The organism is uncultured Tateyamaria sp. (assembly GCF_947487805.1).
GTDB lineage: Bacteria > Pseudomonadota > Alphaproteobacteria > Rhodobacterales > Rhodobacteraceae > Tateyamaria.
In genome coordinates this window covers 571637-597173 of the sequence record NZ_CANKXW010000002.1, presented here as the reverse complement: position 1 = coordinate 597173, position 25537 = coordinate 571637, and the positions used below count along the sequence as shown (strand labels likewise).

Genomic DNA, 25537 nt, shown 5'->3' with positions numbered 1-25537 from the left:
CCGGCACGCGCGTTGTCTCATGTGATCAGCGGATCAAAGCGTGTCCATGATCGCATTCAGCGTGGCGGACGGGCGCATGATCGCCGCGATCTTGTCGGCGTCGGTCTTGTAATACCCGCCCATGTCCACGGCTGTGCCACGCCCGGTCTTCAGCTCTGCCAGGATGCTGTCATAGCTGTCGCGCATGGATTTTGCGATTGGGGCGAATGTTTCGGCCAGGGCGGGGGCCTGCGACTGTTCGGCCAGTGCCTCTGCCCAGAACAGGGCAAAGTGGAAGTGGCTGTCGCGGTTGTCATCCTGCCCGACCTTGCGGCCCGGGCTCTTGTTCTCTGTCAGCAGTCGGGTGATTGCCGTATCCGCCGTGTCGCCCAGAACCGCGATGTCGGTGGAGCCACGCATCTCACCGGCGAACCGCAGACTTTCGGCCAAGGCGCAGAACTCGCCCAGGCTGTCCCAGCGCAGGTGGTTTTCCTCGACCAGCTGTTGCACGTGTTTGGGTGCGGAGCCGCCCGCGCCGGTTTCAAAGAGCCCGCCGCCATTCATCAGCTTGACCACCGACAGCATCTTGGCAGAGGTGCCGACCTCGAGGATCGGGAAGAGGTCGGTGAGGTAGTCGCGCAGCACGTTGCCGGTGACCGCGATGACGTTGTCGCCACGGGTGATCGCCTCGAACGCGTGACGTGTGGCTTGCGGAGGGGCCATCATCTGCACCCGGTCCTTCGCGCCCGCCTGTTCCAGCATCGGGGTGATGGCCTTGATGATCTCGGCGTCGTGGGCGCGGTTTTCGTTCAGCCAGAACACCGTCTCGTACCCGGTTGTGGCCTGCCGTTCGAGGGCCAGCGCCAGCCAGTTTTCAATCGCTTCCATACGTGTGGAAGCCATGCGCCAGATGTCACCCGCCGCCACATCGTGCGACATCAATACGTCGCCATTCGCGGCGACGACCTGCATGGTGCCGTCCGCGGCCACTTCGAATGTGGTGGGGTGAGAGCCGTATTCCTCGGCCTTTTTGGCCATGAGGCCAACGTTCTGCACGGTGCCTGCGGTTGTCGGATCAAGCGCACCGTTCTCTTTGAAAAACGCCACCGATTCCGCGTAGACCCCGGCATAAGAGCTGTCCGGGATCACGCAGTTGGTGTCACCGGCCTTGCCATCAGGGCCCCAGCCTTTGCCGCCCGCGCGCAGAACGGCAGGCATGGAAGCGTCGATGATCACATCGCTGGGCACGTGCAGGTTGGTGATGCCGCGATCGGAATCGACCATGTACATTGGCGGGCGCGCGGCCAGGGCCGCATCGATTGCGGCGTTGATCTCCGCCCCTTGCGGCATGGACGAGACAACATCGCGCAGCGTGCCAAGGCCCGAATTCGGGTTCACGCCAGCCTCTGCCATGGCCGCGCCATGGGCATCAAAGACCGGCGCGAGATAGGCGCGCACGGCGTGGCCAAAGATGATCGGGTCCGCGACCTTCATCATGGTGGCCTTCATGTGCAGCGAGAACAGCGTGCCATCCTCTGCCGTTGCCGCAATGGCGTCGTGCAGGAATTGCGTCAGGGCCGCGACGGACATGTATGTGGCGTCGAGGATCGTAGCCGCAGGATAGGACAGGCCCTGCGCCATCACGGTGGTGGTGCCGTCGGCGGCGACATGTTCGATGCGCACCGGGCCATCGGCCTGCGCGGCCGTCAGGGTGACGGATTTTTCGTTGCTGTGGAAATCGCCCGCACCCATCGTCATCACGCGGGTCTTGCTGTCCTTGGACCATGCGCCCATCGAATGCGGGTTGGACTTGGCATAGGCCTTGACCGCGGCAGGCGCGCGACGGTCCGAATTGCCCTCGCGCAGGACGGGATTCACGGCAGAGCCTTTGATCGCGTCATATTTGGCGCGCACGGCACGCTCTTCGTCCGTGGCGGGCGTTTCTGGATAGTCCGGCACGTCAAAGCCCTGCGCCTGCAATTCGGCAATCGCGGCGGTCAGCTGCGGCACGGACGCAGAGATGTTGGGCAGCTTGATGATGTTTGCGTCCGCTTGCGTCACCCGTTGGCCCAGCCAGGCCAGATCGTCCGCCTGATCGCCAAAGGCGGCCAGGATGCGCCCGGCGACAGAGATATCGCGCTCTTCGACCGTAAGGCCCACGGCATTGGAAAAGGCGCGCACGATGGGCAACAGCGAGGCGGCGGCCAGCTGCGGTGCTTCGTCGGTGACGGTATAGATCAGATCGGCGTTCTTGGGGGTCTGGGCAGACATGGGGACAGGCTTTCCGTTGCTGGTATCACAAGGTGTACTATAGCATACAATGGGCAGGGTCGAGCCGATCCCTGCGTGTTTCACCGCTTCCAACGGTCGCAGGTTTGCGCCCGGCTTTGCGCCCTGTGCGGTGGTCTTGCGGAAAGATGGGAAAGTGGTGGGCGACCCTGGAATCGAACCAGGCGTGCGTCTCCGCGAGGGAGTTACAGTCCCCTGCCACACCTTGCGGCCTGTCGCCCACTGCGCCATTAGGGTGCAAGACCCCGGTCAGCGTGAGCGCGTGATTACCGGGCCGCCTATCGGGGGTCAAGGCACAAAATCAGCCCCCAAGGACCAAAGGTGCACGCATGAAAAAACCCAAGTGGGTCGTTGAAAAGGAACAGGCGAAAAAGGCCGACGCTGCGGCGACGGTCTGGCTGTTCGGGTTGCACGCGGTGCGCGATGCGCTGTTGAACCCCGCGCGGCAGAAACTGCGCCTGATGGTGACGCTGAACGCGCAGGCAAAGCTGGCCGAGGCCATCGCGACATCCGGTGTCACGCCCGAGGTCATCGACCCGCGCAAATTCAAGCCGCCCATTGACCCTGGATCTGTGCATCAGGGGGCGGTGTTGGAGGTCAAACCGCTGGACTGGGGCAGTCTGGCGGACGTGGCCATCGGCGCCGAAGCGCCCCGGCTGATCCTGCTTGACCGGGTGACGGACCCGCACAATGTGGGCGCGATCCTGCGATCTGCCGAGGTGTTGGGCGCATCCGCGGTCGTGGGCACACGCCACCATGCGGCACCCGAAACCGGCGCACTGGCCAAGACCGCGTCGGGCGCGCTGGAACGGCAGCCTTATGTCCGGGTGCGCAACCTGTCGGACGCGATCACGGAACTTCAGGGCATGGGCTATATCGTGCTCGGCCTCGATGGCGAGGCGGAGGCAACAATTGAAACCGCGCTTGCGGGACAAAAGGACCGTGCCGTTGCGTTGGTGCTGGGTGCCGAGGGGCCTGGTCTGCGCCAGAAAACCCGAGACACCTGCGACATGCTGGTGAAAATCGACGCCGCTGGCGGGTTTGGATCGCTCAACGTCTCAAATGCGGCGGCGATTGCCCTATATGCATCCAAGGACCACGCCTAGGAGGCCACGATCGCATACCCTACGAAAATTGCGACATGCTGTTACTGCGGCACCCGCGCGGCATTGGTGCTGCGTGGCCGTGACCGTCACGAACTGGCCTGTTCCAGCTGTGGCGCGCCGCTGCACGACCTGAAAATGCTGCCCAAGAAATCGCAAGGCGACCGCGAACTGGTGCGCCCGTCCGCCGTGCGCGGAGGATCGCCGAAAAAAAGTAATCCGAAGAAATCCAGGCGCAAGAAAATGCGTTGGGGTGAGTTCTTTGAGGAAGCATTTGATATCATTGAGGATATCTTTGATTAGGCGGAGCGCCAGCCGCCAAAGGTGCCAAAACTATGTGCACGTCATTTAAGACTTCGTTCACAGGTTTGAGAGAACCTCTTTTCCAGAGCTCAGATGATCATATCTGAGGTTAAGAGCCGCAGGTTTGGAACTCCTGCTGGTTAATTCACTGTCCCTCGTTCCGTACCTTGCGCGCCCCTTTCGCTTTGCGATTGGGGCGCTTTTTTGTCAAACAGCGCACCAAAGGGGTGAGCATGACCGAAACCTATTCCGACACCGCGCTGCGCACGATCTTGCGGCGCACCAAAACCGTGGCCCTTGTCGGGGTCTCGGCCAATCCCGTGCGGCCCAGTTACTTTGTGGCGCGGTATCTTGCGCTCAAGGGGTTCGACGTCATTCCGGTGAACCCGGCCTATGCCGGTGAGCGGCTCTTCGGGGCCACGACCGTATCCGATCTTTCCGAAATAGAGGGCCCGGTCGATATGGTCGATATCTTTCGCAGGTCCGAAGCGGTGCCCGAGATCGTCGATCAGGCTCTGTCGCATGTAACGGGTCTGCAAACGATCTGGATGCAGATCGGCGTGGCACATCCGGAGGCCGCAGCAAGGGCGCGCGCGCAAGGCAGCGACGTGATCCAGAACCGCTGCCCCAAGATCGAATACCAGCGTTTGTTCGGCGAACTCAGGATGGGTGGGTTCAACACCGGGATCATTTCGTCACGGCTGTAGCCCGCACAAAAAAAGACCCCGCATGCATTATGCAGGGTCTTTGATCAGGTGCGTGTGATGGACGGGATCAGTTCAGGCGCGTCCAGGTCTGGCCACGACAGATTGGACCGACACAGCCCGACACCTTGAGCGCATTGCCACTGAGCGACATCTTGGAGCGATAGGTCTTGTCCGTGTCCGGTGCCCAGATCTTGCCGCCGGAATAGCTGCCGCTGCCCTTGGACTTCATGTCCCAGATGATCGGCTTGCCGACGCTCGAGGTGTCGTCGCTGCCCACGACCTTGGTGATGGTGCCGCAGACATTTGCGCCGCAGGGGGCGATCTTGACGTGCAGATAGGCGCCCGTGTCGCTGGTTTCTGTTTTCCATGTACCGCTGGCGGGTTCCGCCATGGCCATGCCGGCGCTTGCGACGGCGACGCATGCGGCTGCGATCAGATGTTTCATTGCGTGTCTCCTCCGTTATGGGCCAGAGCTTGGGGCAGGGGCGGGCGGCAAATCAAGAATGACCTAGGGTCGCGTTGCAAATCGTGACGTAAGGTGCCAAAGGGCACGCGACCAAAGCAAAAGGGCCGTTTTCCCATGATCCTCTATCCCGCCATCGACCTCAAAGACGGGCAGGCCGTGCGCCTTGTGCATGGCGATATGGACCGTGCCACGGTGTTCAACGACGACCCCGCCGCACAGGCGCGCGCGTTTGTTGAAGCGGGCTGTGCCTGGTTGCACCTTGTGGATCTGAACGGGGCCTTTGCGGGCGCACCGGTGAACGCGGCTCCGGTCGAGGCGATTCTCAAGGCCTGCAAGGTGCCCGCACAGCTGGGCGGCGGCATCCGCGACATGGCCACGATCGAGATGTGGTTGTCCAAAGGGTTGGAGCGCGTGATCCTCGGTACCGTCGCGGTTGAATATCCCGACCTCGTGCGCGAGGCGGCCAAGGCATTTCCCGGTCACGTGGCCGTGGGCATCGACGCGCGCGGTGGCAAGGTGGCGACCAAAGGTTGGGCCACGGAAACGGATGTGGACGCGACTGATCTGGCCCGGTCCTTCGAGGATGCGGGCGTGGCGGCGATCATCTACACCGACATCAACCGCGACGGCGCGATGGGCGGGCCCAACATCGCCGCGACACAGGCCCTGGCACAGGCAGTGGACATCCCCGTAATCGCCAGCGGCGGCGTTTCCTCGCTGGCCGATCTGGAGGCGTTGAAGGCCACGGGCGTGATCGCAGGCGCCATCTCGGGCCGCGCCCTCTATGACGGAGCCATCGATCTGGCGGCGGCACTGGAGACGCTCAGGGACTGATCGCTATTTGGCGATGCCGTCGGTGAATTTTCCCAACGCGCCGGTCATGGTCTGGATATAGGCGGCATCCTCGGACACGCCGCCCAGACGTCCCAGCATCTTGGCCGGTTCTTCGTAGGCGATCATCGTCTTGCCGGTGCTGTCCTCATAGACCAGCACCTTGAGCGGCAGGAACAGACCCGACACCGGGTCGTCCTGAATGGCGGGCGTGCCGACCTTGGGGTTGCCAAAGATCAACAATTGCGACGCGCCTATATCGGCACCGATGCTTTGGGCGCCGGCACCATGATCCACACGCGCAAAGACTTTCAGCCCGGCGCCTTCCAGCGCGCCAACCAGTTGGTCCATGGTTTCCGTCACGCCTGCGGCAGCCTCTTTGCGAATGATGCCGTTGTCGCCTGAGAATGCGGGTGTTGCCATTGCGATGACCAGTCCGAGTGTTGCCAAAATCTTCATCTGCCGTCCTTCCATGTCTGGCACAAACATGGCGCATTCACAGGATCCGGCACCGCAACTTTGCGTGATCGGCGGGCGCGTGCCTGCGGGGCAGGGTGTCATGGTCCTCTTTTCACCCTGACCAAAGCAGGGTACGAGGGCCCCATGCTCAAGACCCGTATCATACCCTGTCTCGATGTCGCCGATGGCCGTGTGGTCAAGGGCGTGAACTTTGTCGATCTGATCGATGCCGGTGATCCGGTCGCCGCCGCGCAGGCCTATGATGCCGCTGGCGCGGACGAGCTGTGTTTTCTCGACATCCACGCCACGCACGAAAACCGCGGCACGATGTTCGATCTTGTGCAACGCACGGCAGAGCAGTGCTTCATCCCGCTGACCGTGGGCGGGGGCGTGCGTACGGTTGCGGATGTGCGCGCGCTCTTGCTGGCGGGGGCGGACAAGGTGTCGTTCAATTCGGCGGCTGTGGCCGATCCGGATGTCCTATCGCGCGCGGCGGATCAGTTCGGCAGCCAGTGCATCGTCTGCGCGATCGATGCCAAGACGGTGGCACCGGGCCGTTGGGAGATCTTTACCCATGGCGGCCGCAAGCCCACCGGTATCGATGCGGTGGAATTTGCACGCACCGCGGCCGCCAAGGGAGCAGGGGAGATCCTGTTGACCTCCATGGACCGGGACGGCACGCGTGCGGGGTTCAATTTGCCACTGACGCGGGCCATTTCCGATGCGGTCACCATCCCGGTCATTGCCTCGGGCGGCGTGGGCACGCTGGATCACCTTGTCGATGGCGTGACCCAAGGCGGCGCGTCCGCCGTGCTGGCCGCGTCGATTTTCCATTTCGGCGATTTCACCATCGCCGAGGCCAAGGCGCACATGGCCGCCGCCGGTATCCCGATGAGGCTGACATGACCTTTGACGAACTTTTTGCGACCATCGAGGCGCGCAAGGGAGCGGATCCGGACACATCCTGGACGGCCAAGCTGTTGGCGAAGGGGCCGGAGAAATGTGCCGAGAAATTCGGGGAAGAGGCAATCGAGGCCATCATTGAGGCCGTCAAGGACGACAAGTCCGCCCTGACGTCCGAAGCCGCCGACGTCATCTACCACCTCTTTGTCATGCTGGCCGCGCGCGATGTCGCCTTGGCGGATGTAGTGGCGGTTCTGGAGCAGCGGCAGGGCATGTCCGGCTTGGTCGAAAAGGCCAGCCGAACCTGACTTGAGGTGGCTTTGTCTCCGCGGGGACACATACCCAATACTACGTGTTGTTTGCGTCACGTAAACGTCATAAAGAATGCTGCAACTGCACAATACTGCCCCGGGGGAGCCTTCATGCCCGAATTCAAGAAAATTCTCATCGCAAACCGGGGTGAGATTGCCATCCGCATCATGCGCGCCGCCAACGAGATGGGCAAAAAGACCGTTGCCGTCTTTGCCGAAGAGGACAAGCTGGGCCTGCATCGGTTCAAGGCGGACGAGGCCTACCGTATCGGTGAGGGGCTGGGACCGGTTGCGGCCTATCTGAGCATTGACGAGATGATCCGCGTCGCCCGCGAAAGCGGTGCGGATGCGATCCACCCCGGCTATGGCCTGTTGTCCGAGAACCCGGATTTCGTGGATGCCTGCGAAAAGAACGGGATCACCTTCATCGGTCCCAAGTCGGAAACCATGCGCGCTCTGGGCGACAAGGCCAGCGCGCGGCGCGTGGCGGTCGAGGCAGGCGTGCCCGTCATTCCGGCCACCGAAGTGCTGGGCGACGACATGGACGCCATCCGCAAAGAGGCCAAGGCCGTGGGCTATCCCCTGATGCTCAAGGCGTCCTGGGGCGGTGGTGGCCGTGGCATGCGCCCGATCTTTTCCGATGACGAGGTCGAGGAAAAGGTGCTCGAAGGCCGCCGCGAGGCCGAAGCGGCCTTTGGCAACGGCGAGGGCTATCTTGAAAAGATGATCACCCGCGCCCGTCACGTCGAGGTGCAGATTCTGGGCGACAAGCATGGCGGCATGTATCACCTGTTCGAACGCGACTGTTCGGTGCAGCGCCGCAACCAGAAGGTCGTGGAACGCGCGCCCGCGCCCTACCTGACCGACGCGCAGCGGACCGAGATTTGTGAGCTGGGCTACAAGATCTGCAAACATGTGAATTACGAATGTGCCGGGACGGTCGAATTCCTGATGGATATGGACGACGGCAAATTCTACTTTATCGAAGTGAACCCCCGCGTGCAGGTCGAACATACGGTGACCGAAGAGGTGACCGGTATCGACATCGTGCAGGCCCAGATCCTGATCGCCGAAGGCAAGACGATCCAGGAGGCCACCGGCAAACCCACCCAGGCCGACGTCGTGCTGACCGGACATGCGTTGCAGACCCGGATCACCACCGAGGACCCGCAAAACAACTTTATCCCCGACTATGGCCGCATCACCGCTTACCGCGAGGCGACCGGCATGGGCATCCGTCTGGACGGCGGCACCGCCTATGCGGGCGGCGTGATCACGCGCTATTATGACAGTCTGCTGACCAAGGTGACGGCCAAGGCCCCCACACCTGAAATGGCGATTGCCCGCATGGACCGTGCGCTGCGCGAATTCCGCATCCGGGGCGTCAGCACCAACATCGCCTTTGTCGAAAACCTGCTGAAGCATCCGACCTTTCTGTCGAATGAATACACAACCAAGTTCATCGACGAAACGCCGGATCTGTTTGCCTTCAAGCGCCGCCGCGACCGTGGCACCAAGGTCCTGACCTATATCGCGGACATCACCGTGAACGGGCATCCAGAGGTCAAGGACCGGCCCAAGCCGCGCGCTGATCTCAAGGCCCCCAAGCCGCCCGCGTTGCAGGCGGATCCCGCGCATCAGATGGGCACCCGCAACCTGCTGGAACAAAAGGGCCCGCAGGCCGTGGCGGACTGGATGAAGGCGCAGCAACAGCTGCTGATCACCGACACAACCATGCGCGACGGGCACCAGTCGCTGTTGGCCACGCGGATGCGCAGCCACGACATGATCAAGGTCGCCCCGGCCTATGCCGCCAACCTGCCGCAGCTGTTCTCGATGGAATGCTGGGGTGGTGCGACATTCGACGTGGCCTACCGGTTCCTACAGGAATGCCCGTGGCAGCGCCTGCGCGACCTGCGCGAGCGTATGCCCAACCTGATGACGCAGATGCTGCTGCGCGGTGCCAACGGTGTGGGCTATACCAACTATCCCGACAATGTGGTGCAGGAATTCGTACGCGTGGCCGCCACCACCGGCATCGACGTGTTCCGCGTGTTCGACAGCCTGAACTGGGTCGAGAACATGCGCGTCGCCATGGATGCGGTGCAAGAGCAGAACAAGATCTGCGAAGGCACGATCTGCTACACCGGGGACATCCTGAACCCCGACCGCGCCAAGTACGACCTGAAATATTATGTCGACATGGGCAACCAGCTCAAAGCGGCTGGCGCACATGTGCTGGGCCTCAAGGACATGGCCGGCCTCTTGAAACCGGCCTCTGCCCGCGTGCTGGTCAAGGCGCTGAAACAAGAGGTGGGCCTGCCAATCCACTTCCACACCCACGACACGGCGGGCATTGCCTGCGCCACGATTTTGGCGGCAGCCGAGGCGGGCGTGGACGCGGTCGACTGCGCCATGGACGCGCTGTCGGGCAACACGTCGCAAGCGACGCTGGGCACGGTGGTGGAATCGCTGCAACACACTGACCGCGACACCGGCCTCGACATCGACGCCATCCGCGACATCTCGGATTATTGGGAAGCCGTGCGCGACCACTACGCCGCGTTTGAAAGCGGCATGCAGGCGCCCAGCTCCGAAGTCTACCTGCACGAAATGCCCGGTGGCCAGTTCACCAACCTCAAGGCGCAGGCGCGGTCCATGGGCCTCGAGGAACGCTGGCACGAGGTCGCGCGCACCTACCGCGACGTGAACCAGATGTTCGGCGATATCGTCAAGGTCACGCCGTCCTCCAAGGTGGTGGGCGACATGGCTTTGATGATGGTGAGCCAGGGCCTGACCCGCGCCGAAGTCGAGGACCCCGACAAGGACGTGGCCTTCCCCGATTCCGTGGTGGACATGATGCGCGGCAATCTTGGCCAGCCTCCCGGCGGCTTTCCCATCGGGATCCAGACCAAGGCGCTCAAGGGCGAGGCGCTCAACACGCAGCGCCCCGGCGCGGATGTGCCGGCTGTCGACCTTGATGCCACCCGCGCGGACCTTTCGGCGCAGCTGGATGGGCGCGTGGTCGATGATGAGGATTTGTCCGGTTACCTGATGTACCCCAAGGTTTTCCTCGACTACATGGGCCGCCACCGCACATACGGACCTGTACGGACCCTGCCGACCAAAACGTTCTTTTACGGTATGGAGCCGGGCGAAGAGATCACGGCCGAGATTGACCCCGGCAAGACGTTGGAAATCCGTCTGCAAGCCGTGGGCGAGACCAACGAGGATGGCGAGGCGAAGGTGTTCTTTGAACTCAACGGCCAGCCCCGCGTGATCCGCGTACCGAACCGTATGGTCAAATCGACCACCGTGCAGCGGCCCAAGGCCGAGCTGGGCAACGCCAGCCACGTCGGCGCGCCGATGCCGGGTGTTGTGGCGTCCGTCGGTGTGCAGCCGGGCCAGGAGGTCACCGAGGGCGATCTGCTGTTGACCATCGAAGCGATGAAGATGGAAACCGGCATCCATGCCGAGCGCGACGCGGTGGTCAAGGCAGTGCATGTCGCACCGGGCGGTCAGATCGACGCCAAGGACCTGCTGGTCGAACTGGAATAAGCGGGGGGCGACGGATGCCGCTTGCGCCGTCGCCTCCGTTGTCGGCCTGGGGCCTATCGGGCGCGCCCGAGGCGCTGGCGGGTGGGTTCCGCAACACGGTGCTGCGCGTGGGTGACCACGTGCTCAAGACAACCCGCCGGTCCGAGGCGGCCATCACTTGGCTGCTGCCCGTCTTGCACCATGCAGGGGATGCCGGATTGATTGTGCCGGCATTGCGGCGTGCCGGGAATGGATGTTTTGTCGTCGATGGGTGGACCTGCGAGCCGTACCTGCCGGGGGCGCCGACATCGCCATCCGTCATCGCAGCCAAGGTGCAGGCCATGCACGCGGCCTTGCGCGACTGGCCGCAGCGGCCCGGGTTTGCGAGCGCGCGAGATCTGTGTACGCGAGATTGCGGCGGCGACATTGATCTTGGTGCAATGCCCGCCGCACTGGTGCGCCGGTTGCGCGCCGCGTGGGCGAAAGTGCCCTCCCAGAGAACAGTGGTGCACGGGGACCTGAACGCGCAAAATATCCTGACGGATGCCAGTGGACGGCACGTGCTGATCGATTGGGACGAGGCGCGCTGTGATGCGCCCCTGTTCGATCTCAGGCCCCTGGACACGCACCCGTCGCGCGCGGCACTCGCATGGGAGGTCGCCGCCTGCTGGCAGTTGGAACCCGACCGCGCACGCGCCCTCGCACATCATTTTACAGATTGAAATAGAACCGCCAAAGCGGTTTGACGGCCTCTTGCAAGCTGGTCGGCGCTGGTCAACGGTGCACCATTGCCGGACCCAGAGGAACCGATCCGATGAACACCCACAGCAATCGCGCGGCGTGGCTGGCCGTGTCGGCGATGTTCGTGCTGAACGGCGCGCTTTATGGCATTTGGGCGTCGCGGATCCCTGCGGTCGCGGCCACCCATGACCTGAGCAAGGCCGAGCTTGGCTGGCTCTTGCTGTTGCTGGCGGCGGGGGCCATTACTGCATTCCCCTTGGCGGGCCGGTTCGCGGACACGCTTGGGTCGGCCTATGTCACCTTGCGGATTGCGATGGTTTATGTGGTTGCGCTGGCGTGCATCGCGGTGTCGCCTTCGGTGCCTGTTCTGGCGCTGTCGCTGTTCTTTTTCGGGGTCACCCATGGCGCGATGGATGTGACCATGAACACGTGGGCGGGAGAGGCCGAGGCGCATATCGGGCGCGCGGTGATGTCATCCTTTCACGCGATGTTCAGCCTTGGTGCGGGCGTCGGGGCCGCAAGCGGGTTTGCGGCGGAATATGCGTCCATCGGGCTTGCGCCGCACTTTATCGCAACAGGCATGGTCGTGGCCGTGGTCTGCCTGTGGATGGCGCGGATCGGCTGGGTGTCGCCACGGCAAAGCGGTACGGTGGACACGCCTCTTTTTCCGCTGCCGCGCGGTCCGCTTGTCGCGGTGGGGTTGATTGCGTTCTGCACCTCGATGGGCGAGGGCGCGATGGTCGATTGGAGCGCGCTGTTGATGATCGAAACGACCGGCGTGACGGCCGCCAACGCCGCCTTGGGATATACCGTATTCTCCATCGCGATGGTGGTGACGCGGCTGCTGGGCGATCAGGCCACGCGTCTGGCCGGGCCGGTCGTGACCGCGCGGGTGGCAGGCTGCGTTGCCACGGTGGGCGCGGTGTGTGCGGTGATATCGGCGGAATTCGGAGTGGCGCTGGTGGGGTTCGGGCTGATGGGCGTGGGCTATGCGGTGATCATGCCGCTGGCCTTTTCCCGCGCCGCGAGGGATCCGCATCTGCCGCCCGGCACGGCCATCGCCAGCGTGGCGACGCTGGGCTATGGCGGGCTGTTGCTTGGGCCGCCAATCATCGGGTTTGTCGCCCACGCCACCGACTTGCGCACCGGGTTTGCGGTGCTGGTGATCCTTGCCGTTCTGATCGTCGTTCTGGCTCGTGCCGTGCGCCGTCCCACGGCATGAGGTGTCGCGCGGGCATTGTCGCGGGCGTCACATCCTGCGATGACGTGGGCGACTAATGCACCACGCAGGCACCCATCCGATGAACCTTGCCGCCTTTACCTATATCGTGCCCGACTATTACAGCGGCATTACCTTCTTTTGCGATGTGCTGGGGTTTGACCTGATCACGGACGAGGATCAGGGCCGCAAACGCTGGGTCGAGGTGCGCGCGCCGGGCAGCACCACAAGCGTCATTCTGGCGCGCGCGGACGGGGATATTCAACAGGCCGCCATCGGGCAGCAGGGGGCAGGACGCGTCTGGCTGTTTCTTGAGACGGACGACTTTGCGCGGGATCATGCGCGCCTTGTCGCCCGTGGGATCACCTTTGAAGAGGCGCCGCGCCACGAACCCTATGGCACGGTTGCGGTGTTCCGTGATCCGTTCGGCAGCCGGTGGGACCTGATCCAGCGCCGCTAGCTCTTGGCAAAGCCGCGCCCGATATCGCCGACCAGACAGCGGGGGATCACCGGGTATGTGTCGGTCAGAATATAGGCATAGGTCACGGTTTGGGTTTCAGGCGACTTCACATAGGCCCCGTTGCAGGCATCGAGCATGCCGGACCCGGCCACGAATTCGAAATCTTCGAGAAAGGTGCCGTCATGGGCGCCTTGGGGGCCGTCGCCTGCGGGGCGATTCCCTGATTTCAGCTGGTAGGACGAGGTCATGCGCACCGTCTCGCCGTCCACTTCTGCCGTTAGCGCATAGATGGGAAATCCGTCTGCCGCATATCCCAAGAGCGGAGACGGCGCGGCGGCGGACCAGCCAAGCGCCTGCATCAATCCAATCGGCAGGCCGTGGTAATGATAGGCGCCCGTGGGTTGGACATGGGCATAGTTCGCATCAAGGCCAAGGGCCACGGCTCCGCCCAACGCGTTGTAATTCCAACCCGATCTTGGGTTGCCTTGCCAGAACTCGGCCGCGTTGGGGTCGAACGGCACGCCGTTGATCGCAACGCCAAAGGATGCACCGCGCGGCAGTGGCTGCGCCGCGCCGACCTCGGGTGACAGTGCGACGCGGAACATGTGGTTCTGACCGGCGATGCGGTTCGGGTTGCCTGCGTTCGGAAATGTGCCGACCGCGTGGTCCGGCACGCCGTTCGACTGTATCACCCGCCACGGACCAGATCGGGAGATGGCCACGGCGTGGGCGGTAAAGCTCGTTTTGGCATCGACGAGATCAAGCGGCGCGGTTTGCGTCGCCGTGTGCTGGCGGAACCGGTGCTGCGCATCGGCGTAGCTGGCGCAGCCCACAACGATGCAAAGGCCAAGCAACCAGGGTTTCAGGGCAGACAGGTCAAGGGCCATCCGGGGTCTCCTTTCATGGGTCATTCCGAGGCCGGGATCACGGTCACGACACCTGCGCCAGCGGCGCCAAAGTCGAGCATCAGGGCGATGATGCCGGGCGGCGCGTCCGGGTAGTCGAGCGTCAGGTCGACCGTGACATCCTGGGCAAAATACACAGTGACCGGCGCGAAAGGTGCCGCAACCGCGCCGTCCGCGTTCACGGCACGCAAGTGCAACGGCCCGCCAAGCCCGGTAAGAGTGAGCCGCACTGTAACCTCGGCCCCCGACGCCGTCGCAGTCTCAATTCTGCTCAGGACATCGGGGGCATGCGCGCCATCATGCGCCGCAGCCGGGAGAGGGGCCGCCAGACATAAGGCAAGACATGCGGCGCGCATGACGTGTCGTGAGTGGTGCTTCATGCACGGTAATACGCACGACGCAGGTGTTTCCGTCGCGGCCAAGCAAAGTTTTGCGCTCACATGTGCTGTCGCGGAAATAAATTCGAAAACGGTGCGATTTTCCTCTTGCGGCGCGGGGCGGGGATAAGTATTCCACGGCTCACCCAAGGAAGCGGGCGTAGCTCAGGGGTAGAGCATAACCTTGCCAAGGTTAGGGTCGGGCGTTCGAATCGCCTCGCCCGCTCCAACAAACCACAGGCTCCTGTGGATTTCGAAAAGGGTCGCCTTCGGGCGGCCCTTCGTCGTTTCAAGCAACAGGCATTCGGAAGTGACCTTAAAACACTTTGTAGGTCATGGTGGTCAGTGATCGTTCGATTCCGTCAATGCCCAGCAACTCGTCGTTGATATACTTGCCGATGTCCTTGCCTGCGGGAATGTACACTTTCATCAGCAGATCGTAGTCGCCCGATGTGGAATACAGTTCGGAATGCAGTTCGCGCAGGGCGATGTCCTCTGCCACCTTGTAGGTAGAGCCGGGCCGGCATCGGATCTGGATGAAAACGCAGGTGGTCATGGAAAACGCCTTATGCAACGGGACGGGTGTGATCCGTAGTGACATGTCTGCACAGGCGCTTGCAAGTCGCGCGCGCACCCTTGGCGATGCGCCCCGGCCTGCCTATAGAGGGCGGGCAAGACCGCACCACCCAGGAGACGCGCAATGCGCAAGAGCACGATCACCCGCACGACGGCCGAAACCGACATTTCCGTGTCGCTCGACCTTGATGGCACCGGCATTTACGACAACCAGACCGGGGTGGGGTTCTTTGACCATATGCTGGACCAGTTGGCACGCCACGCGCTGATCGACATGACCGTGCGGTGCAGCGGCGATCTGCACATCGATGACCACCACACGGTCGAGGATGTGGGCATCGCCATCGGCCAGGCTTTGAGCCAGGCCGTTGGCGACAAGAAGGGCATCGCGCGCTATGGATCCTGCCTGTTGCCGATGGATGACGCGCTGGTGCGTGCGGCGCTCGATCTGTCGGGGCGGCCGTTTCTGGTGTGGAACGTGGATCTGCCCACGGCCAAGATCGGCACGTTCGACACCGAACTGGTGCGCGAGTTCTTTCAGGCGCTGAGCACCCATGGCGGGATCACCTTGCACGTGGACATGCTGCACGGGCTCAACAGTCACCACATCGCCGAGGCGGCCTTCAAGGCGGTGGCACGCGCGCTGCGGGTGGCATTGGAGGTCGATGCGCGTGTGGCCGATGCCATTCCGTCGACCAAGGGCACCCTATGAGCCTTACGGTTCTGATTGATTACGAAAGCGGCAACCTGCATTCGGCGCAAAAGGCGTTCGAGCGCATGGCCCGCGAGGCGGATGCGGGCACGGTTGTCGTGACTGCGGATGCCGATGTCGTGGCGCGGGCCGACCGGATCGTGCTGCCGGGCGACGGCGCCTTTCCGGCCTGTGCCGCCGCGCTGCGCGGGACGGGCGGTGTCTACGACGCGCTGGTCGAGGCGGTCGAGGTCAAGGGCCGGCCCTTCCTCGGCATCTGCGTGGGCATGCAGCTGATGGCCACGATGGGGCGGGAATACACCGACACACCGGGGCTGGACTGGGTCGGCGGGCAGGTCGTGCCCATCGCGCCCTCGGATCCGGCGCTGAAGGTGCCGCATATGGGGTGGAATGATCTCGTGATCGACGCGCCGCACGCGCTTTTTGACGGGGTTGCCACCGGCGACCACACCTATTTCGTGCACTCCTACCATTTTGAGGTCGCGGATCCCGCCTTGCGCCTTGCGCATGTGGACTATGGCGAGGACGTCACGGCGGTGGTTGGGCGCGACACGATGGTGGGGATGCAGTTCCACCCGGAAAAGAGCCAGGGCACCGGGCTGCGCATGATCCACAATTTCCTGACCTGGCGCCCCTGAGCGCGCCTAGTCGTGCAGGAACGGTTTAGGCAGGGTACGCAGGTCGCGCGCGCCCAGCTGGCCCATGCACGATTTGAGGTCTGCCGACAGAATATGCACGAGGTGGTCGATGCCCTCGGGCCCAAGGGCCGCCAGCGCATAGTGCCACGCGCGGCCCAGCATCACGAAATCCGCGCCCGAGGCCATGGCGCGCAGAATGTCGAGGCCGCCCTCGACCCCGCTGTCAAAGATGATGGGCAGGGTTGTAGCGCGGCGGATGGCGGGCAGCACTTCGATCGTGGCGGGGGCCGCGTCAAACTGGCGGCCTGCATGGTTCGACACCCAGATGGCATCAACGCCCAGCCCTTGCAGCCGCTCGGCATCGGTGCCGCGCATGACCCCCTTGACCACGAACGGACCGTCCCACGCATCGCGCAGCCATTTGACATAGTCCCAGTCGGGCGAGGTCCGCAAAAGGTAGCCCACATGCGCCGTCACCGGCAGATTGGCGGTGGCGCTGGTCGTATAGGCGTCAAGCATGCGCATGTGCGGCATGCCCTTGCGCGCCATCGCCATGGCCCAGGCCGGGCGCAATGCTACCTGCGCCAGCAGGCGTGGTGTCAGGCGCGGCGGGTTTGTCAGGCCGGACCGCGTCTGCCGTTCGCGGCGCGAGGCAACAGGCACGTCCACGGTCAGCACAAGCGTCTTGAAGCCTGCCGCGCGTGCCCGGTCGAGCATATCGCGGCGAATGCCTTCGTCGCGGGGCGGATACATCTGGAACCACGCATCCTCGCCCAGTTCGGGGGCCACATCCTCCGGGGCGGCCGCGGCAACGGTGGACAGGGTATAGGGCATGCCCGTGCGCGCAGCACCGCGGGCGAGGTGTCGTTCCGCATCGGGCCACATCAGGCCCGACATGCCCACCGGTGCAATACCAAAGGGAAGGGCGCGCGCCTCACCCAGCAGGGTCGTCGACAGGTCCGGCTCGAACTCTCCATGCAGGACGGAGGGCATCAGGCCAACCCGATCCAGTGCGGTGCGGTTGCGCTTCCTGGTCGCCTCGACCCCTGTGCCGCTGTCGAGATATTCCCATACGAATTTCGGAATGCGACTTTGCGCACGGGTACGCAGATCACTCAACGCAGGGTATCGGGTGTTCAGGTCCATGGGCGGACTATGGAGCGGTGCGCCGTCCCCCGCAAGCTGTCGGATTTGCCATGTTCGCCCGCATCAATGCGCATCAGGTCGATCCTGCACTCACAGGGGAACAACCTGCGAACATCGGGCTTTCCCTTTTCCTGCACAAGGATTAGTTTACCCGCATGAGCAGCTATGATGATCTGGACGCCTTCGAGGGCGCATCCCTGTCCGCGCGCGCAATGGCCGCGCGTCCGCAGCCCTATCTGGACGGGCTGAACCCCGCACAGCGCGCGGCCGTGGAACGGCTGGACGGGCCGGTGCTGATGCTTGCCGGGGCCGGGACGGGCAAGACGCGTGCGCTGACTGCGCGCATCGTGCATCTGTTGAACACCGGGCGGGCGCGGCCCAACGAAATCCTCGCGGTGACCTTTACCAACAAAGCCGCGCGCGAGATGAAAAACCGCGTAGGCCAGATGCTGGGCCAGCCCATCGAAGGCATGCCGTGGATGGGCACGTTCCACGCGATCTGTGTCAAACTGCTGCGCCGACATGCAGAGCTTGTGGGGCTCAAGTCGAACTTTACCATTCTGGACACCGACGATCAGATCCGCCTGTTGAAACAGCTGATCCAGGCCGCGGGGATCGACGACAAGCGGTGGCCCGCGCGCCAACTGGCCAGCATCATCGACGGATGGAAAAACCGCGCCCTGACACCGGGCAAGGTGCCCGCCGCCGATGGCGGGGCTTATAACCACAAGGGCGTGGAGCTTTACGAGCAGTACCAGCGCCGCCTGATCGAACTGAACGCATGTGATTTTGGCGACCTGCTGCTGCATATGGTCACGATCTTTCAGACCCACGAAGACGTGTTGCAGCAGTATCAACGCTGGTTCGCATACATTCTCGTGGACGAGTATCAGGACACCAACGTCGCCCAGTACCTGTGGCTGCGGTTGCTCGCGCAGGGACACAAGAATATCTGTTGCGTGGGCGATGATGACCAGTCGATCTATGGCTGGCGGGGCGCCGAGGTGGGCAATATCCTGCGGTTCGAAAAGGATTTTCCCGGCGCGCATGTGGTGCGGCTGGAGCAGAATTACCGATCAACGCCGCATATTCTGGCCGCAGCATCCGGCGTGATCGACGGCAATGAAAACCGTCTGGGCAAGACGTTGTGGACTGACAAGGATGACGGAGAAAAGGTGCGTCTGATCGGCCATTGGGACGGTGAGGAAGAAGCGCGCTGGATCGGGGACGAGATCGAGGCGGCACAAAAGGGCACGCGCGGCATGCGGCCCCTGTCGCTGGAGGACATGGCCATTCTGGTGCGCGCCAGCCACCAGATGCGTGCGTTCGAAGATCGGTTCCTGACCATCGGGTTGCCCTACCGCGTTATCGGAGGGCCGCGGTTCTACGAGAGGATGGAGATCCGGGACGCCATGGCCTATTTCCGCGTCGTGGTCAGCCCGGATGATGATCTGGCCTTTGAGCGGATCGTGAACACGCCCAAGCGGGGCCTGGGCGACAAGGCACAGCAGACGATCCAGATCACGGCGCGCGCAAATGGGGTGTCTTTGGTCGAGGGTGCGCGGATCGCGGTCGAGCAGGGGCTGATCAAGGGCAAAGGCGGCACGGAACTGCGCAACCTTGTGGATGGCATTGCGCGCTGGAACAGCAAACTGCGCGGCCCCCGGATCGAGGTGGCCGAGGATGACAGCGTGCTGGATGATGGCGTGACCCCCTTGCGCATTGAATACGGCCCGCCCCCCGTTAGCCATATGGAACTGGCCGAGATCATCCTGGACGAAAGCGGCTATACCGCCCATTGGCAGAACGACAAGACGCCCGAAGCGCCGGGGCGGCTCGAGAACCTCAAGGAACTGGTCAAGGCACTGGAAGGGTTCGAGAACCTGCAAGGGTTTCTGGAGCATGTGTCGCTGGTGATGGACAATGCCAGCGAGGATGCGGAGGCCAAGGTGTCGATCATGACGCTGCATGCGGCCAAGGGTCTGGAATTCCCCTGCGTGTTCCTGCCCGGCTGGGAAGACGGGTTGTTTCCGTCGCAGCGCAGCATGGACGAAAGCGGGATCAAGGGGCTCGAGGAAGAACGCCGCTTGGCCTATGTGGGGATCACGCGGGCCGAGGAGGTCTGTACCGTGTCCTTTGCCGCGAACCGGCGGGTGTTCGGGCAGTGGCAGTCATCCATGCCGTCGCGTTTCATCGACGAGTTGCCCGAGGCGCATGTGGATGTGCTGACGCCGCCGGGGCTTTATGGCGGTGGATTTGGTGCGGCGGCCCCGTCGATGGGCGCGGAATCGCGTCTGCACGAGGCAGCGGCGGAGGCCAATGTCTATAACTCGCCCGGGTGGCGGCGGTTGCAGGCCCGATCGGCGGATCGGCCGTTGAGCCAGCCCAAGGAGAGCCGGAATTCGGTCATTGATCTGAATGCGGTGTCGAGCTTTACCGTCGGCGAGCGGGTGTTTCACCAGAAATTCGGTTATGGCGCGGTGATCGGGATCGAGGGCGACAAGTTGGAGATCGATTTCGAAAAAGCCGGTACGAAGAAGGTGGTGTCGCGCTTTATCTCGGGCTGCGACGACATTCCGTTCTAGGGACGCCGCGCGACGCTCGTGCTGCGCACATCGCCCCGCCCGCCGTCCCGTAGGGGCAATTTGTCGGGGTTGCGCATGGTGTAGATCCAGCAAATTTCGCCCCGGTCATTCAACACTGCCGTCATCAGGGTGTCTGGTGTGTCGCGGTCGAAGAAGAGCAGGGCGGGCTGACCATTGGCGGTCAATGGGACGATTGTGCGTGATGCGGCATGTTTCAGCGTGATGGCATGAGAGACGGCGACGATATCGTCGGGGCCTGTGAGGGGACGGCGTGCCGCGCGTGCCTTGCGCCCGCCATCGGAGATCGACACGGCATCGGGCGCCAGAAGGCGTTTTGCGGCCTCCAGGTCGTTGCTGGCTATGGCGGCGAGAAAGCCGCTGATCCGGGCGGCGCGCAGATCGGAGGGTTGGCTGAGATCTGGGGGCGCTTGCGCGACGCGCCGGTGCGCGCGGCTGACCAATTGGCGGCAGGCGGCTTCGGATTTGCCCAGTGTTTCGGCGATTTCGGCATAGCCGGCATCAAATGCCTCGCGCAGGATAAAGGCCGCGCGTTCGCTGGCGGGAAACGTGTCCATGATCCACAGCAGTGCGAGTTCGCAATCCTGGGCCAGTTCAAAGCCGGTTTCGGCGGTGGTATCGTCGGCGACCAGAGGTTCGGGCAACCACGGGCCCACATATGTTTCGCGCCGCGCCCGCGCCCGCCGCAGCGCGTCGATGGCCACACGGGTCGCGGCCGTGCGCAGCCACGCCGCCGGTGTCCGGATCGCGCCATGGTCGGCGCGGGACCATTTGAGCCAGGTGTCCTGCACCGCGTCCTCGGCGGCGGCCCGTTCGCCCAGCATGCGGTAACACAGGGCCGTGAGCATCGGCCTCTGTGCTTCGAACTGGTCAACCCATGTCATGCGGGGGCTGGATACGTGAGCGTGATGGACGTGCCTGCCACGCTAAGCCGTTGGCACAGCTGACCATGGCCAAGCCCGCGTTTCAGCACGGGATAGGTGCGGGTGAAGGCCGCGGCAAAGGAGGCGGCGATCACGGCACGCGGTCCGTGCGCGGCGTCGATCCGGTCACGCAGCGTGTCCAGGTCCGTGTGGTTGCGGATCGCGGCCCAGGCAAAGCGGTAGCCCAGGCCGAAATCGCCTGCGGCCTCGGGCGCCCCGTTCAGGCAGGCCTGAATATCCGCTGCGCGCGCGCCATGGGCGAGCGCCATATCGACGGTCAACTGGGCACACGGCCCGCAATCGCCCTCGACCGCGGAGCCGACCAGGGCGCCCATGCGGACATGGTGGGCGCTGGCCGGGCCCGCGTAGTTGCTGACCATCTGGAACAGGGCCAGCCGCGCACCGGCACCCGCGTCGGCGTCGATCATGTCGTGTTGATAGGTGGCGTCATAATTGAACTGTCTGGCAAAACGCCGGGTGCCGGAATGCAGTAATGCGCGGATCATGGTTTTCGCTCCTTGAGTGGTATTGATGTCGCGGGGATGAGGTTTGTCCAGATGCCTGATGCGGGTGGTGACCGCGTGGCCACGGGGGAAATGGGATGTGCCAAGGGGCCTGTTCCTTTGTACTGTCGGAACATGTGACGGACTGGCACTGCCGGTTGTGACGTCGCGGCGCCAAAAACTTTCGAAAATCCGGAAATAAAAAAAGCGGCGACCCCAGGGAGGAGGGATCGCCGCCTTCGATTTGTCCGGCGGTCAGGGAGGAGGAGGACCGCGCGCGACAATTCTGGTGCACCACGTGGTGCGGATAGGATGCGGCGACATTCGGGAGGAGGTGAATGTCGCCGCTCTTGCAACATCGCGCCGGTCAGGGAGGAGGAGGACCGGAAGAGCGATGTATGGCGTGCATCTGATCAGATGCGAAAGAAAGGTGCGGCGACGCCAGGGAGGAGGAAGGCGCCGCCGCCAATTTACAGATGCCCCAGGGAGGAGGAGAGGGACATCTGATCTCGTGTTACGTCAGGCCGCATTGCCGTAGGCCGATTCCCAGGCGATGCGCTTGAGTTCGGAGCGGTGCATGCCCAGATCCGCCAGTTCGCGGTTGGTCAGCGTGTTCAGCTCGTCCAGCGTGGTGCGGTAGACGCGGCGCTGTGCGTGACGCTCTGCTGCGGTTTCCAGAAAGCGTGCAACCGTGCCGAGGATACGTTCGACCAGATCGCTGCGCTGTGCTATGTCATTGTAGTAGGCCATTTTTCTCGCCTCTTGCTCAATTTCGTTGATACAAACATAAGCCAATGCTGCGTCTGCACAATAGACACCAAAACAATGCTGCTATGCAGCATTTGCATAGGCTCTGGGTTGAATTTGCAGGCAAGTCGCACAACGAAATGGCGTTGTGCCGCAGGGGCGCGGGTTGCTCTTGCCTCTGGCGCGAATTCTGCCAGTTAATGCGGCACCCCAGCGGAGAAAACTGACATGTCGCGCACCAAGGACGATATTCTCGCAACCCTGAGCAAGATCGCAATGCCCGATGGCGGCGACCTTGTGAGCCGCGATTTGATTCGTGCGGTACAGGTCTCGGGCGCGGCGGTGCAGTTCGTGATCGAAGCGCCCAATCCGGAGCTGGCCGCGCGGATGGAGCCGGTGCGCGCCGCTGCCGAGGCTGCGGTACGCGGGATGGACGGCGTGGACGATGTGCGCGTGGCCCTCACCGCCCACGGGCCTGCTGCAAAACCAGCGGCCCCACCCAGCCTCAAGATCGGCGGTCACCCCAAACCGCAGGAGGGCCCGACCAAGCCCAGTGGCGTGCAACGCATCCTCGCCATCGGGTCCGGCAAGGGCGGGGTGGGGAAATCCACCGTATCGTCCAACCTTGCCGTCGCTCTGGCCAAGCAGGGCCGCAAGGTGGGTCTGCTGGATGCAGATATATACGGTCCGTCCCAGCCGCGCATGATGGGCGTGAACAAGCGTCCCGCCAGCCCTGATGGCAAGACGATCATTCCGCTGCACGCGCATGGGGTCACGTTGATGTCGATCGGCTTCATGCTGGAGGAAGGCAAGGCCGTGGTCTGGCGCGGTCCGATGCTGATGGGCGCGTTGCAGCAGATGCTGGGGCAGGTGGAGTGGGGCGAACTGGATGTGTTGCTGGTCGATCTGCCCCCGGGGACGGGCGATGTGCAGCTGACGCTTTGCACCAAATCCGAACTCACGGGTGCCATCGTCGTGTCCACGCCGCAGGATGTGGCCCTGATCGATGCGCGCAAGGCGCTGGACATGTTCGCAACGCTCAAGACGCCAGTGCTGGGCCTCATCGAGAACATGTCGATGTTTGTCTGCCCCGACTGTGGCGCACAGCATGAGATATTCGGGCAGGGCGGCGTTGCGGCGCAAGCCGTTGCGATGGGTGTTCCGCTCTTGGGCGCGCTGCCCATCGATCTCGACACGCGGCTGGGCGGGGACGGGGGCACGCCCGTCGCGGTGGGCGACGGGCCGATGGCGCAGGCCTATGCGCGCATTGCCGAAGGGTTGATCAAAGGCGGTATGGCCTGATCAGATCTGACGCCCCTGGACGGCGATGCCATAGAGTGTCGTCAGAACGCTGGCACTGATCAGCGCATAGAAAACAGAAACCACGACCGTGATCAGACCGCCCAGGATGCTCGCCGTAGGCAGAAGGGCCAGGCCCTGGTTGATCACGAAATCGGCCAGCGCCAGGATCACTGTAAGCACTGCGATGGTACCTGATATGGCTTTGGTCGCGTCCCAGCTTTCGCGGATCTTCATGTCGTGCCCGATGGTGCAGGCGGGCAGGATCAGGCTTAGCCGCATGAACACCCAGATCATGACCGCAATTGCCGGAATGGCCGCGATAGCGGACAGGAACAGGTTGTTGGTTGCTGCGGCTATGATGCCCACGGGAATGAACACCGGGATTGCGAGCAGCATCATCAACAGGCCCAACAGGATGCTGCGCCCCAGATATCCAAGGACAATGCCGGCGCTGGGGGTAAAGCCGCCCTCGCGTTGATCCTGAGGTAACAGCACAAACCGATGCCAGGCCGCAACCATCGTCAGATACCCCACTGCCATCAGCAGGAACGCTATGACGACCAGACCGATGCTCGGGACCGTTTCATTCAGTTCGATGTTCTGTGTGATCAACGTTCCAAAAGAAGCGGGTGCCACGACGATCAGGATCACTACAGACAGGGCGACCATGCCCACACCGACAGATGTGGCGCGGAACGTCGCGCCCAAATCGCGAAAGACCATGGATACAGCGTGGGTGAGAATGCGAATGGCGTCTGACATGAGGATCCCTTTTTTAGAATAGGCGTGACGTGTGTGTAGTGACATCATAAATTGCAGTAAACGGAAGATGCTCGAAGAACGCGGAAGAGATCGGAAGCGCATCGGGAAAACAAGGGGTTACGGGTTCGCCGGGCGCGAACGGCCTCTTGGCGGTAAAATTGCAGTAAGTGGCAAAAACGGGCGTTTTGGCGGCGACTGGCGATCTCGCGAACTTCATAAGCTGCAGTACGGGTAAAACGCGCCAAACCCCTTTAAAACAGGGTTCAAAGGGTCTTGTGAGGGGCATTGAAAGGGCGTTTGGCTGGGCAAAGATGGAACGTGAACCGGGAAGAGCACCGCCAACTTGGGGGCCGCAGTTCCCAGAAAGCGATTACGGTCGTGAAAACAGGCGCTTAGGCATATTCGGGCCGGGCGCAAAGGGCCGCCGAAGTTGGAAGTGATTTTCAGGCCAGTTCGGTGTCGGCGTGGCCTTGCGCGATGTGGTGCAAAGTGTCCAGCATGGTCGGGATCGCATTGTTTCGGAACGCGGGATCGACCTCGAACCCCGCCACCCAAGCGGTGTCACCGTGGCCTGTCACGTCGCAGGTGTCAATCATGCGTGTCCCACCAAGGAGCGGAGCCATCCTTTCAGAGGCTGCACCGGATACATCGCACAAACACCGCCAGCCGTTGGGAGGCATGCAGTGCTTGAGCATCGTGTGGTCGCGCGGGAAGATGACACCGTCAAGCACCGCGTGCTCGGGGCAGGGGGCGTGGCTATAGACCTTGTAGATCAGGAAGCGAAACACGTCCGAGGACAGCTGCTGCCGTCTCTTTTGCACATAGTCGGTGCGAAGCACGTGCGTCAGGAGCAATAGCGACCTGTCGGCAAAGAGGCGAGGCACATCAGGTCGAAACACCTGCGCCCATTTTTCGTCCTCACACATCTGGCGCAACAGTTTTCGCTGGCGTTCCACGCCATGGTTGAAAATCGGTGCAAGCGCTTCGGTGAGTTCGTCGGCGTCCTGCTGGGTGATCCGTATCTGGTCCATCCGT

The 25537-nt window shown here is 63.1% G+C and carries 26 protein-coding genes and 2 tRNA genes; 15 read left to right on the top strand and 13 right to left on the bottom strand.

Annotated features, from left to right (window positions below; genetic code table 11):
• Positions 1-33: 33 nt before the first annotated feature.
• Together Q0949_RS08590 and Q0949_RS08585 are read right to left on the bottom strand one after the other, a co-directional pair.
• Entirely contained in the window at positions 34-2250 is a 2217-nt protein-coding gene (locus Q0949_RS08590) for an NADP-dependent isocitrate dehydrogenase (RefSeq protein WP_299370552.1), read from the bottom strand.
• 155 nt (positions 2251-2405) lie between these two features.
• Positions 2406-2489, bottom strand: a tRNA-Tyr gene (locus Q0949_RS08585).
• Between the two features lie 108 nt (positions 2490-2597).
• Here Q0949_RS08585 and rlmB point away from each other — a divergent pair.
• The 3 genes from rlmB (at position 2598) to Q0949_RS08570 (ending at position 4381) form a co-directional block, all read left to right on the top strand.
• Entirely contained in the window at positions 2598-3374 is a 777-nt protein-coding gene (rlmB, locus tag Q0949_RS08580; RefSeq protein ID WP_299370550.1) for a 23S rRNA (guanosine(2251)-2'-O)-methyltransferase RlmB, read from the top strand.
• Between the two features lie 66 nt (positions 3375-3440).
• Positions 3441-3674, top strand: a complete 234-nt coding sequence (locus Q0949_RS08575) for a hypothetical protein (RefSeq protein WP_366524022.1) — start codon at positions 3441-3443, stop codon at positions 3672-3674.
• Positions 3675-3907: 233 nt separating this feature from the next.
• Positions 3908-4381 carry a CoA-binding protein gene (locus tag Q0949_RS08570; protein WP_299370548.1) on the top strand — a complete coding sequence of 158 codons (474 nt, stop codon included), beginning with the start codon at positions 3908-3910 and terminating at the stop codon, positions 4379-4381.
• Between the two features lie 67 nt (positions 4382-4448).
• On the opposite strand, the gene Q0949_RS08565 is transcribed toward Q0949_RS08570, so the two are convergent.
• Complete coding sequence (locus tag Q0949_RS08565) at positions 4449-4826, bottom strand: DUF2147 domain-containing protein (protein ID WP_299370546.1); 378 nt, start codon at positions 4824-4826, stop codon at positions 4449-4451.
• Positions 4827-4961: 135 nt separating this feature from the next.
• On the opposite strand from Q0949_RS08565, the gene hisA reads away from it, so the two are divergent.
• Positions 4962-5681: a 1-(5-phosphoribosyl)-5-[(5-phosphoribosylamino)methylideneamino]imidazole-4-carboxamide isomerase gene (gene hisA / locus Q0949_RS08560; protein ID WP_299370543.1), complete on the top strand. Its 720-nt coding sequence runs from the start codon at positions 4962-4964 to the stop codon at positions 5679-5681.
• Positions 5682-5684: 3 nt separating this feature from the next.
• On the opposite strand, the gene Q0949_RS08555 is transcribed toward hisA, so the two are convergent.
• Positions 5685-6137, bottom strand: a complete 453-nt coding sequence (locus tag Q0949_RS08555; protein ID WP_299370541.1) for a DUF302 domain-containing protein — start codon at positions 6135-6137, stop codon at positions 5685-5687.
• Between the two features lie 144 nt (positions 6138-6281).
• Here Q0949_RS08555 and hisF point away from each other — a divergent pair, with 144 nt between their 5' ends.
• From hisF to Q0949_RS08525, 6 genes are all read left to right on the top strand, one after another.
• Positions 6282-7043 (top strand): imidazole glycerol phosphate synthase subunit HisF, encoded by a 762-nt coding sequence (hisF, locus tag Q0949_RS08550; protein ID WP_299370539.1) that lies wholly within the window; start codon positions 6282-6284, stop codon positions 7041-7043.
• On the top strand, positions 7040-7348 hold the full coding sequence (locus Q0949_RS08545) for a phosphoribosyl-ATP diphosphatase (protein ID WP_299370537.1): 309 nt from the start codon (positions 7040-7042) through the stop codon (positions 7346-7348). Before hisF ends, Q0949_RS08545 begins: the two co-directional genes overlap by 4 nt.
• 114 nt (positions 7349-7462) lie before the next feature.
• A complete protein-coding gene (locus Q0949_RS08540; protein WP_299370535.1) occupies positions 7463-10909 on the top strand; it encodes a pyruvate carboxylase in 3447 nt (1148 codons plus the stop codon).
• A 14-nt stretch (positions 10910-10923) separates the two neighbouring features.
• Positions 10924-11610 (top strand): phosphotransferase, encoded by a 687-nt coding sequence (locus Q0949_RS08535; protein ID WP_299370533.1) that lies wholly within the window; start codon positions 10924-10926, stop codon positions 11608-11610.
• A 92-nt stretch (positions 11611-11702) separates the two neighbouring features.
• The gene (locus Q0949_RS08530) at positions 11703-12851 is read left to right on the top strand and encodes an MFS transporter (RefSeq protein WP_299370531.1); all 1149 of its coding nucleotides are present in this window, start codon (positions 11703-11705) and stop codon (positions 12849-12851) included.
• Between the two features lie 55 nt (positions 12852-12906).
• The gene (locus Q0949_RS08525; RefSeq protein WP_299370529.1) at positions 12907-13308 is read left to right on the top strand and encodes a VOC family protein; all 402 of its coding nucleotides are present in this window, start codon (positions 12907-12909) and stop codon (positions 13306-13308) included.
• On the opposite strand, the gene Q0949_RS08520 is transcribed toward Q0949_RS08525, so the two are convergent.
• Positions 13305-14195, bottom strand: a complete 891-nt coding sequence (locus Q0949_RS08520) for a YHYH protein (RefSeq protein ID WP_299370527.1) — start codon at positions 14193-14195, stop codon at positions 13305-13307. The genes Q0949_RS08525 and Q0949_RS08520 overlap by 4 nt on opposite strands.
• A 20-nt stretch (positions 14196-14215) precedes the next feature.
• The gene (locus Q0949_RS08515; RefSeq protein ID WP_299370525.1) at positions 14216-14443 is read right to left on the bottom strand and encodes a hypothetical protein; all 228 of its coding nucleotides are present in this window, start codon (positions 14441-14443) and stop codon (positions 14216-14218) included.
• Positions 14444-14744: 301 nt separating this feature from the next.
• Between Q0949_RS08515 and Q0949_RS08510 the strand changes: the two genes are divergently transcribed.
• Positions 14745-14819: transfer RNA gene (locus Q0949_RS08510), tRNA-Gly, on the top strand.
• Positions 14820-14906: 87 nt separating this feature from the next.
• Here the strand turns inward: Q0949_RS08510 and Q0949_RS08505 are convergent.
• A complete protein-coding gene (locus Q0949_RS08505) occupies positions 14907-15146 on the bottom strand; it encodes an Lrp/AsnC ligand binding domain-containing protein (protein ID WP_299370523.1) in 240 nt (79 codons plus the stop codon).
• 144 nt (positions 15147-15290) lie between these two features.
• Between Q0949_RS08505 and hisB the strand changes: the two genes are divergently transcribed.
• Both hisB and hisH read left to right on the top strand, forming a co-directional pair.
• On the top strand, positions 15291-15878 hold the full coding sequence (gene hisB / locus Q0949_RS08500; protein ID WP_299370521.1) for an imidazoleglycerol-phosphate dehydratase HisB: 588 nt from the start codon (positions 15291-15293) through the stop codon (positions 15876-15878).
• On the top strand, positions 15875-16516 hold the full coding sequence (hisH, locus tag Q0949_RS08495; RefSeq protein WP_299370519.1) for an imidazole glycerol phosphate synthase subunit HisH: 642 nt from the start codon (positions 15875-15877) through the stop codon (positions 16514-16516). The genes hisB and hisH overlap by 4 nt, the downstream gene beginning before the upstream one ends.
• A gap of 6 nt (positions 16517-16522) precedes the next feature.
• On the opposite strand, the gene Q0949_RS08490 is transcribed toward hisH, so the two are convergent.
• The gene (locus Q0949_RS08490; RefSeq protein ID WP_299370517.1) at positions 16523-17662 is read right to left on the bottom strand and encodes an alpha-hydroxy acid oxidase; all 1140 of its coding nucleotides are present in this window, start codon (positions 17660-17662) and stop codon (positions 16523-16525) included.
• Between the two features lie 155 nt (positions 17663-17817).
• Here Q0949_RS08490 and Q0949_RS08485 point away from each other — a divergent pair, with 155 nt between their 5' ends.
• Positions 17818-20247 carry a UvrD-helicase domain-containing protein gene (locus Q0949_RS08485; protein WP_299370515.1) on the top strand — a complete coding sequence of 810 codons (2430 nt, stop codon included), beginning with the start codon at positions 17818-17820 and terminating at the stop codon, positions 20245-20247.
• On the opposite strand, the gene sigJ is transcribed toward Q0949_RS08485, so the two are convergent.
• From sigJ to Q0949_RS08470, 3 genes are all read right to left on the bottom strand, one after another.
• Positions 20244-21149 carry an RNA polymerase sigma factor SigJ gene (sigJ, locus tag Q0949_RS08480; protein WP_299370513.1) on the bottom strand — a complete coding sequence of 302 codons (906 nt, stop codon included), beginning with the start codon at positions 21147-21149 and terminating at the stop codon, positions 20244-20246. The genes Q0949_RS08485 and sigJ overlap by 4 nt on opposite strands.
• Entirely contained in the window at positions 21146-21694 is a 549-nt protein-coding gene (locus tag Q0949_RS08475) for a hypothetical protein (RefSeq protein WP_299370511.1), read from the bottom strand. Before Q0949_RS08475 ends, sigJ begins: the two co-directional genes overlap by 4 nt.
• 516 nt (positions 21695-22210) lie before the next feature.
• Positions 22211-22441 (bottom strand): DUF1127 domain-containing protein, encoded by a 231-nt coding sequence (locus Q0949_RS08470; protein WP_299370509.1) that lies wholly within the window; start codon positions 22439-22441, stop codon positions 22211-22213.
• A gap of 225 nt (positions 22442-22666) precedes the next feature.
• On the opposite strand from Q0949_RS08470, the gene Q0949_RS08465 reads away from it, so the two are divergent.
• Positions 22667-23740 carry an Mrp/NBP35 family ATP-binding protein gene (locus tag Q0949_RS08465; RefSeq protein ID WP_299370508.1) on the top strand — a complete coding sequence of 358 codons (1074 nt, stop codon included), beginning with the start codon at positions 22667-22669 and terminating at the stop codon, positions 23738-23740.
• Here the strand turns inward: Q0949_RS08465 and Q0949_RS08460 are convergent, their stop codons facing one another.
• Positions 23741-24502, bottom strand: a complete 762-nt coding sequence (locus Q0949_RS08460) for a hypothetical protein (RefSeq protein WP_299370506.1) — start codon at positions 24500-24502, stop codon at positions 23741-23743.
• Between the two features lie 443 nt (positions 24503-24945).
• Entirely contained in the window at positions 24946-25533 is a 588-nt protein-coding gene (locus tag Q0949_RS08455; protein ID WP_299370504.1) for a hypothetical protein, read from the bottom strand.
• Between the last annotated feature and the right edge of the window lie 4 nt (positions 25534-25537).

Coding starts and splice junctions, on each gene's coding strand:
- Q0949_RS08455 (WP_299370504.1), bottom strand. CDS start 25,533: ATGGACCAGATACGGATCACCCAGCAGGACGCCGACGAACTCACCGAA.
- hisH (WP_299370519.1), top strand. CDS start 15,875: ATGAGCCTTACGGTTCTGATTGATTACGAAAGCGGCAACCTGCATTCG.
- Q0949_RS08475 (WP_299370511.1), bottom strand. CDS start 21,694: ATGATCCGCGCATTACTGCATTCCGGCACCCGGCGTTTTGCCAGACAG.
- Q0949_RS08570 (WP_299370548.1), top strand. CDS start 3,908: ATGACCGAAACCTATTCCGACACCGCGCTGCGCACGATCTTGCGGCGC.
- Q0949_RS08470 (WP_299370509.1), bottom strand. CDS start 22,441: ATGGCCTACTACAATGACATAGCACAGCGCAGCGATCTGGTCGAACGT.
- rlmB (WP_299370550.1), top strand. CDS start 2,598: ATGAAAAAACCCAAGTGGGTCGTTGAAAAGGAACAGGCGAAAAAGGCC.
- Q0949_RS08460 (WP_299370506.1), bottom strand. CDS start 24,502: ATGTCAGACGCCATTCGCATTCTCACCCACGCTGTATCCATGGTCTTT.
- Q0949_RS08505 (WP_299370523.1), bottom strand. CDS start 15,146: ATGACCACCTGCGTTTTCATCCAGATCCGATGCCGGCCCGGCTCTACC.
- Q0949_RS08530 (WP_299370531.1), top strand. CDS start 11,703: ATGAACACCCACAGCAATCGCGCGGCGTGGCTGGCCGTGTCGGCGATG.
- hisF (WP_299370539.1), top strand. CDS start 6,282: ATGCTCAAGACCCGTATCATACCCTGTCTCGATGTCGCCGATGGCCGT.
- Q0949_RS08465 (WP_299370508.1), top strand. CDS start 22,667: ATGTCGCGCACCAAGGACGATATTCTCGCAACCCTGAGCAAGATCGCA.
- Q0949_RS08540 (WP_299370535.1), top strand. CDS start 7,463: ATGCCCGAATTCAAGAAAATTCTCATCGCAAACCGGGGTGAGATTGCC.
- Q0949_RS08490 (WP_299370517.1), bottom strand. CDS start 17,662: ATGGACCTGAACACCCGATACCCTGCGTTGAGTGATCTGCGTACCCGT.
- Q0949_RS08535 (WP_299370533.1), top strand. CDS start 10,924: ATGCCGCTTGCGCCGTCGCCTCCGTTGTCGGCCTGGGGCCTATCGGGC.
- hisB (WP_299370521.1), top strand. CDS start 15,291: ATGCGCAAGAGCACGATCACCCGCACGACGGCCGAAACCGACATTTCC.
- Q0949_RS08555 (WP_299370541.1), bottom strand. CDS start 6,137: ATGAAGATTTTGGCAACACTCGGACTGGTCATCGCAATGGCAACACCC.
- Q0949_RS08520 (WP_299370527.1), bottom strand. CDS start 14,195: ATGGCCCTTGACCTGTCTGCCCTGAAACCCTGGTTGCTTGGCCTTTGC.
- hisA (WP_299370543.1), top strand. CDS start 4,962: ATGATCCTCTATCCCGCCATCGACCTCAAAGACGGGCAGGCCGTGCGC.
- Q0949_RS08525 (WP_299370529.1), top strand. CDS start 12,907: ATGCACCACGCAGGCACCCATCCGATGAACCTTGCCGCCTTTACCTAT.
- Q0949_RS08545 (WP_299370537.1), top strand. CDS start 7,040: ATGACCTTTGACGAACTTTTTGCGACCATCGAGGCGCGCAAGGGAGCG.
- sigJ (WP_299370513.1), bottom strand. CDS start 21,149: ATGACATGGGTTGACCAGTTCGAAGCACAGAGGCCGATGCTCACGGCC.
- Q0949_RS08485 (WP_299370515.1), top strand. CDS start 17,818: ATGAGCAGCTATGATGATCTGGACGCCTTCGAGGGCGCATCCCTGTCC.
- Q0949_RS08565 (WP_299370546.1), bottom strand. CDS start 4,826: ATGAAACATCTGATCGCAGCCGCATGCGTCGCCGTCGCAAGCGCCGGC.
- Q0949_RS08590 (WP_299370552.1), bottom strand. CDS start 2,250: ATGTCTGCCCAGACCCCCAAGAACGCCGATCTGATCTATACCGTCACC.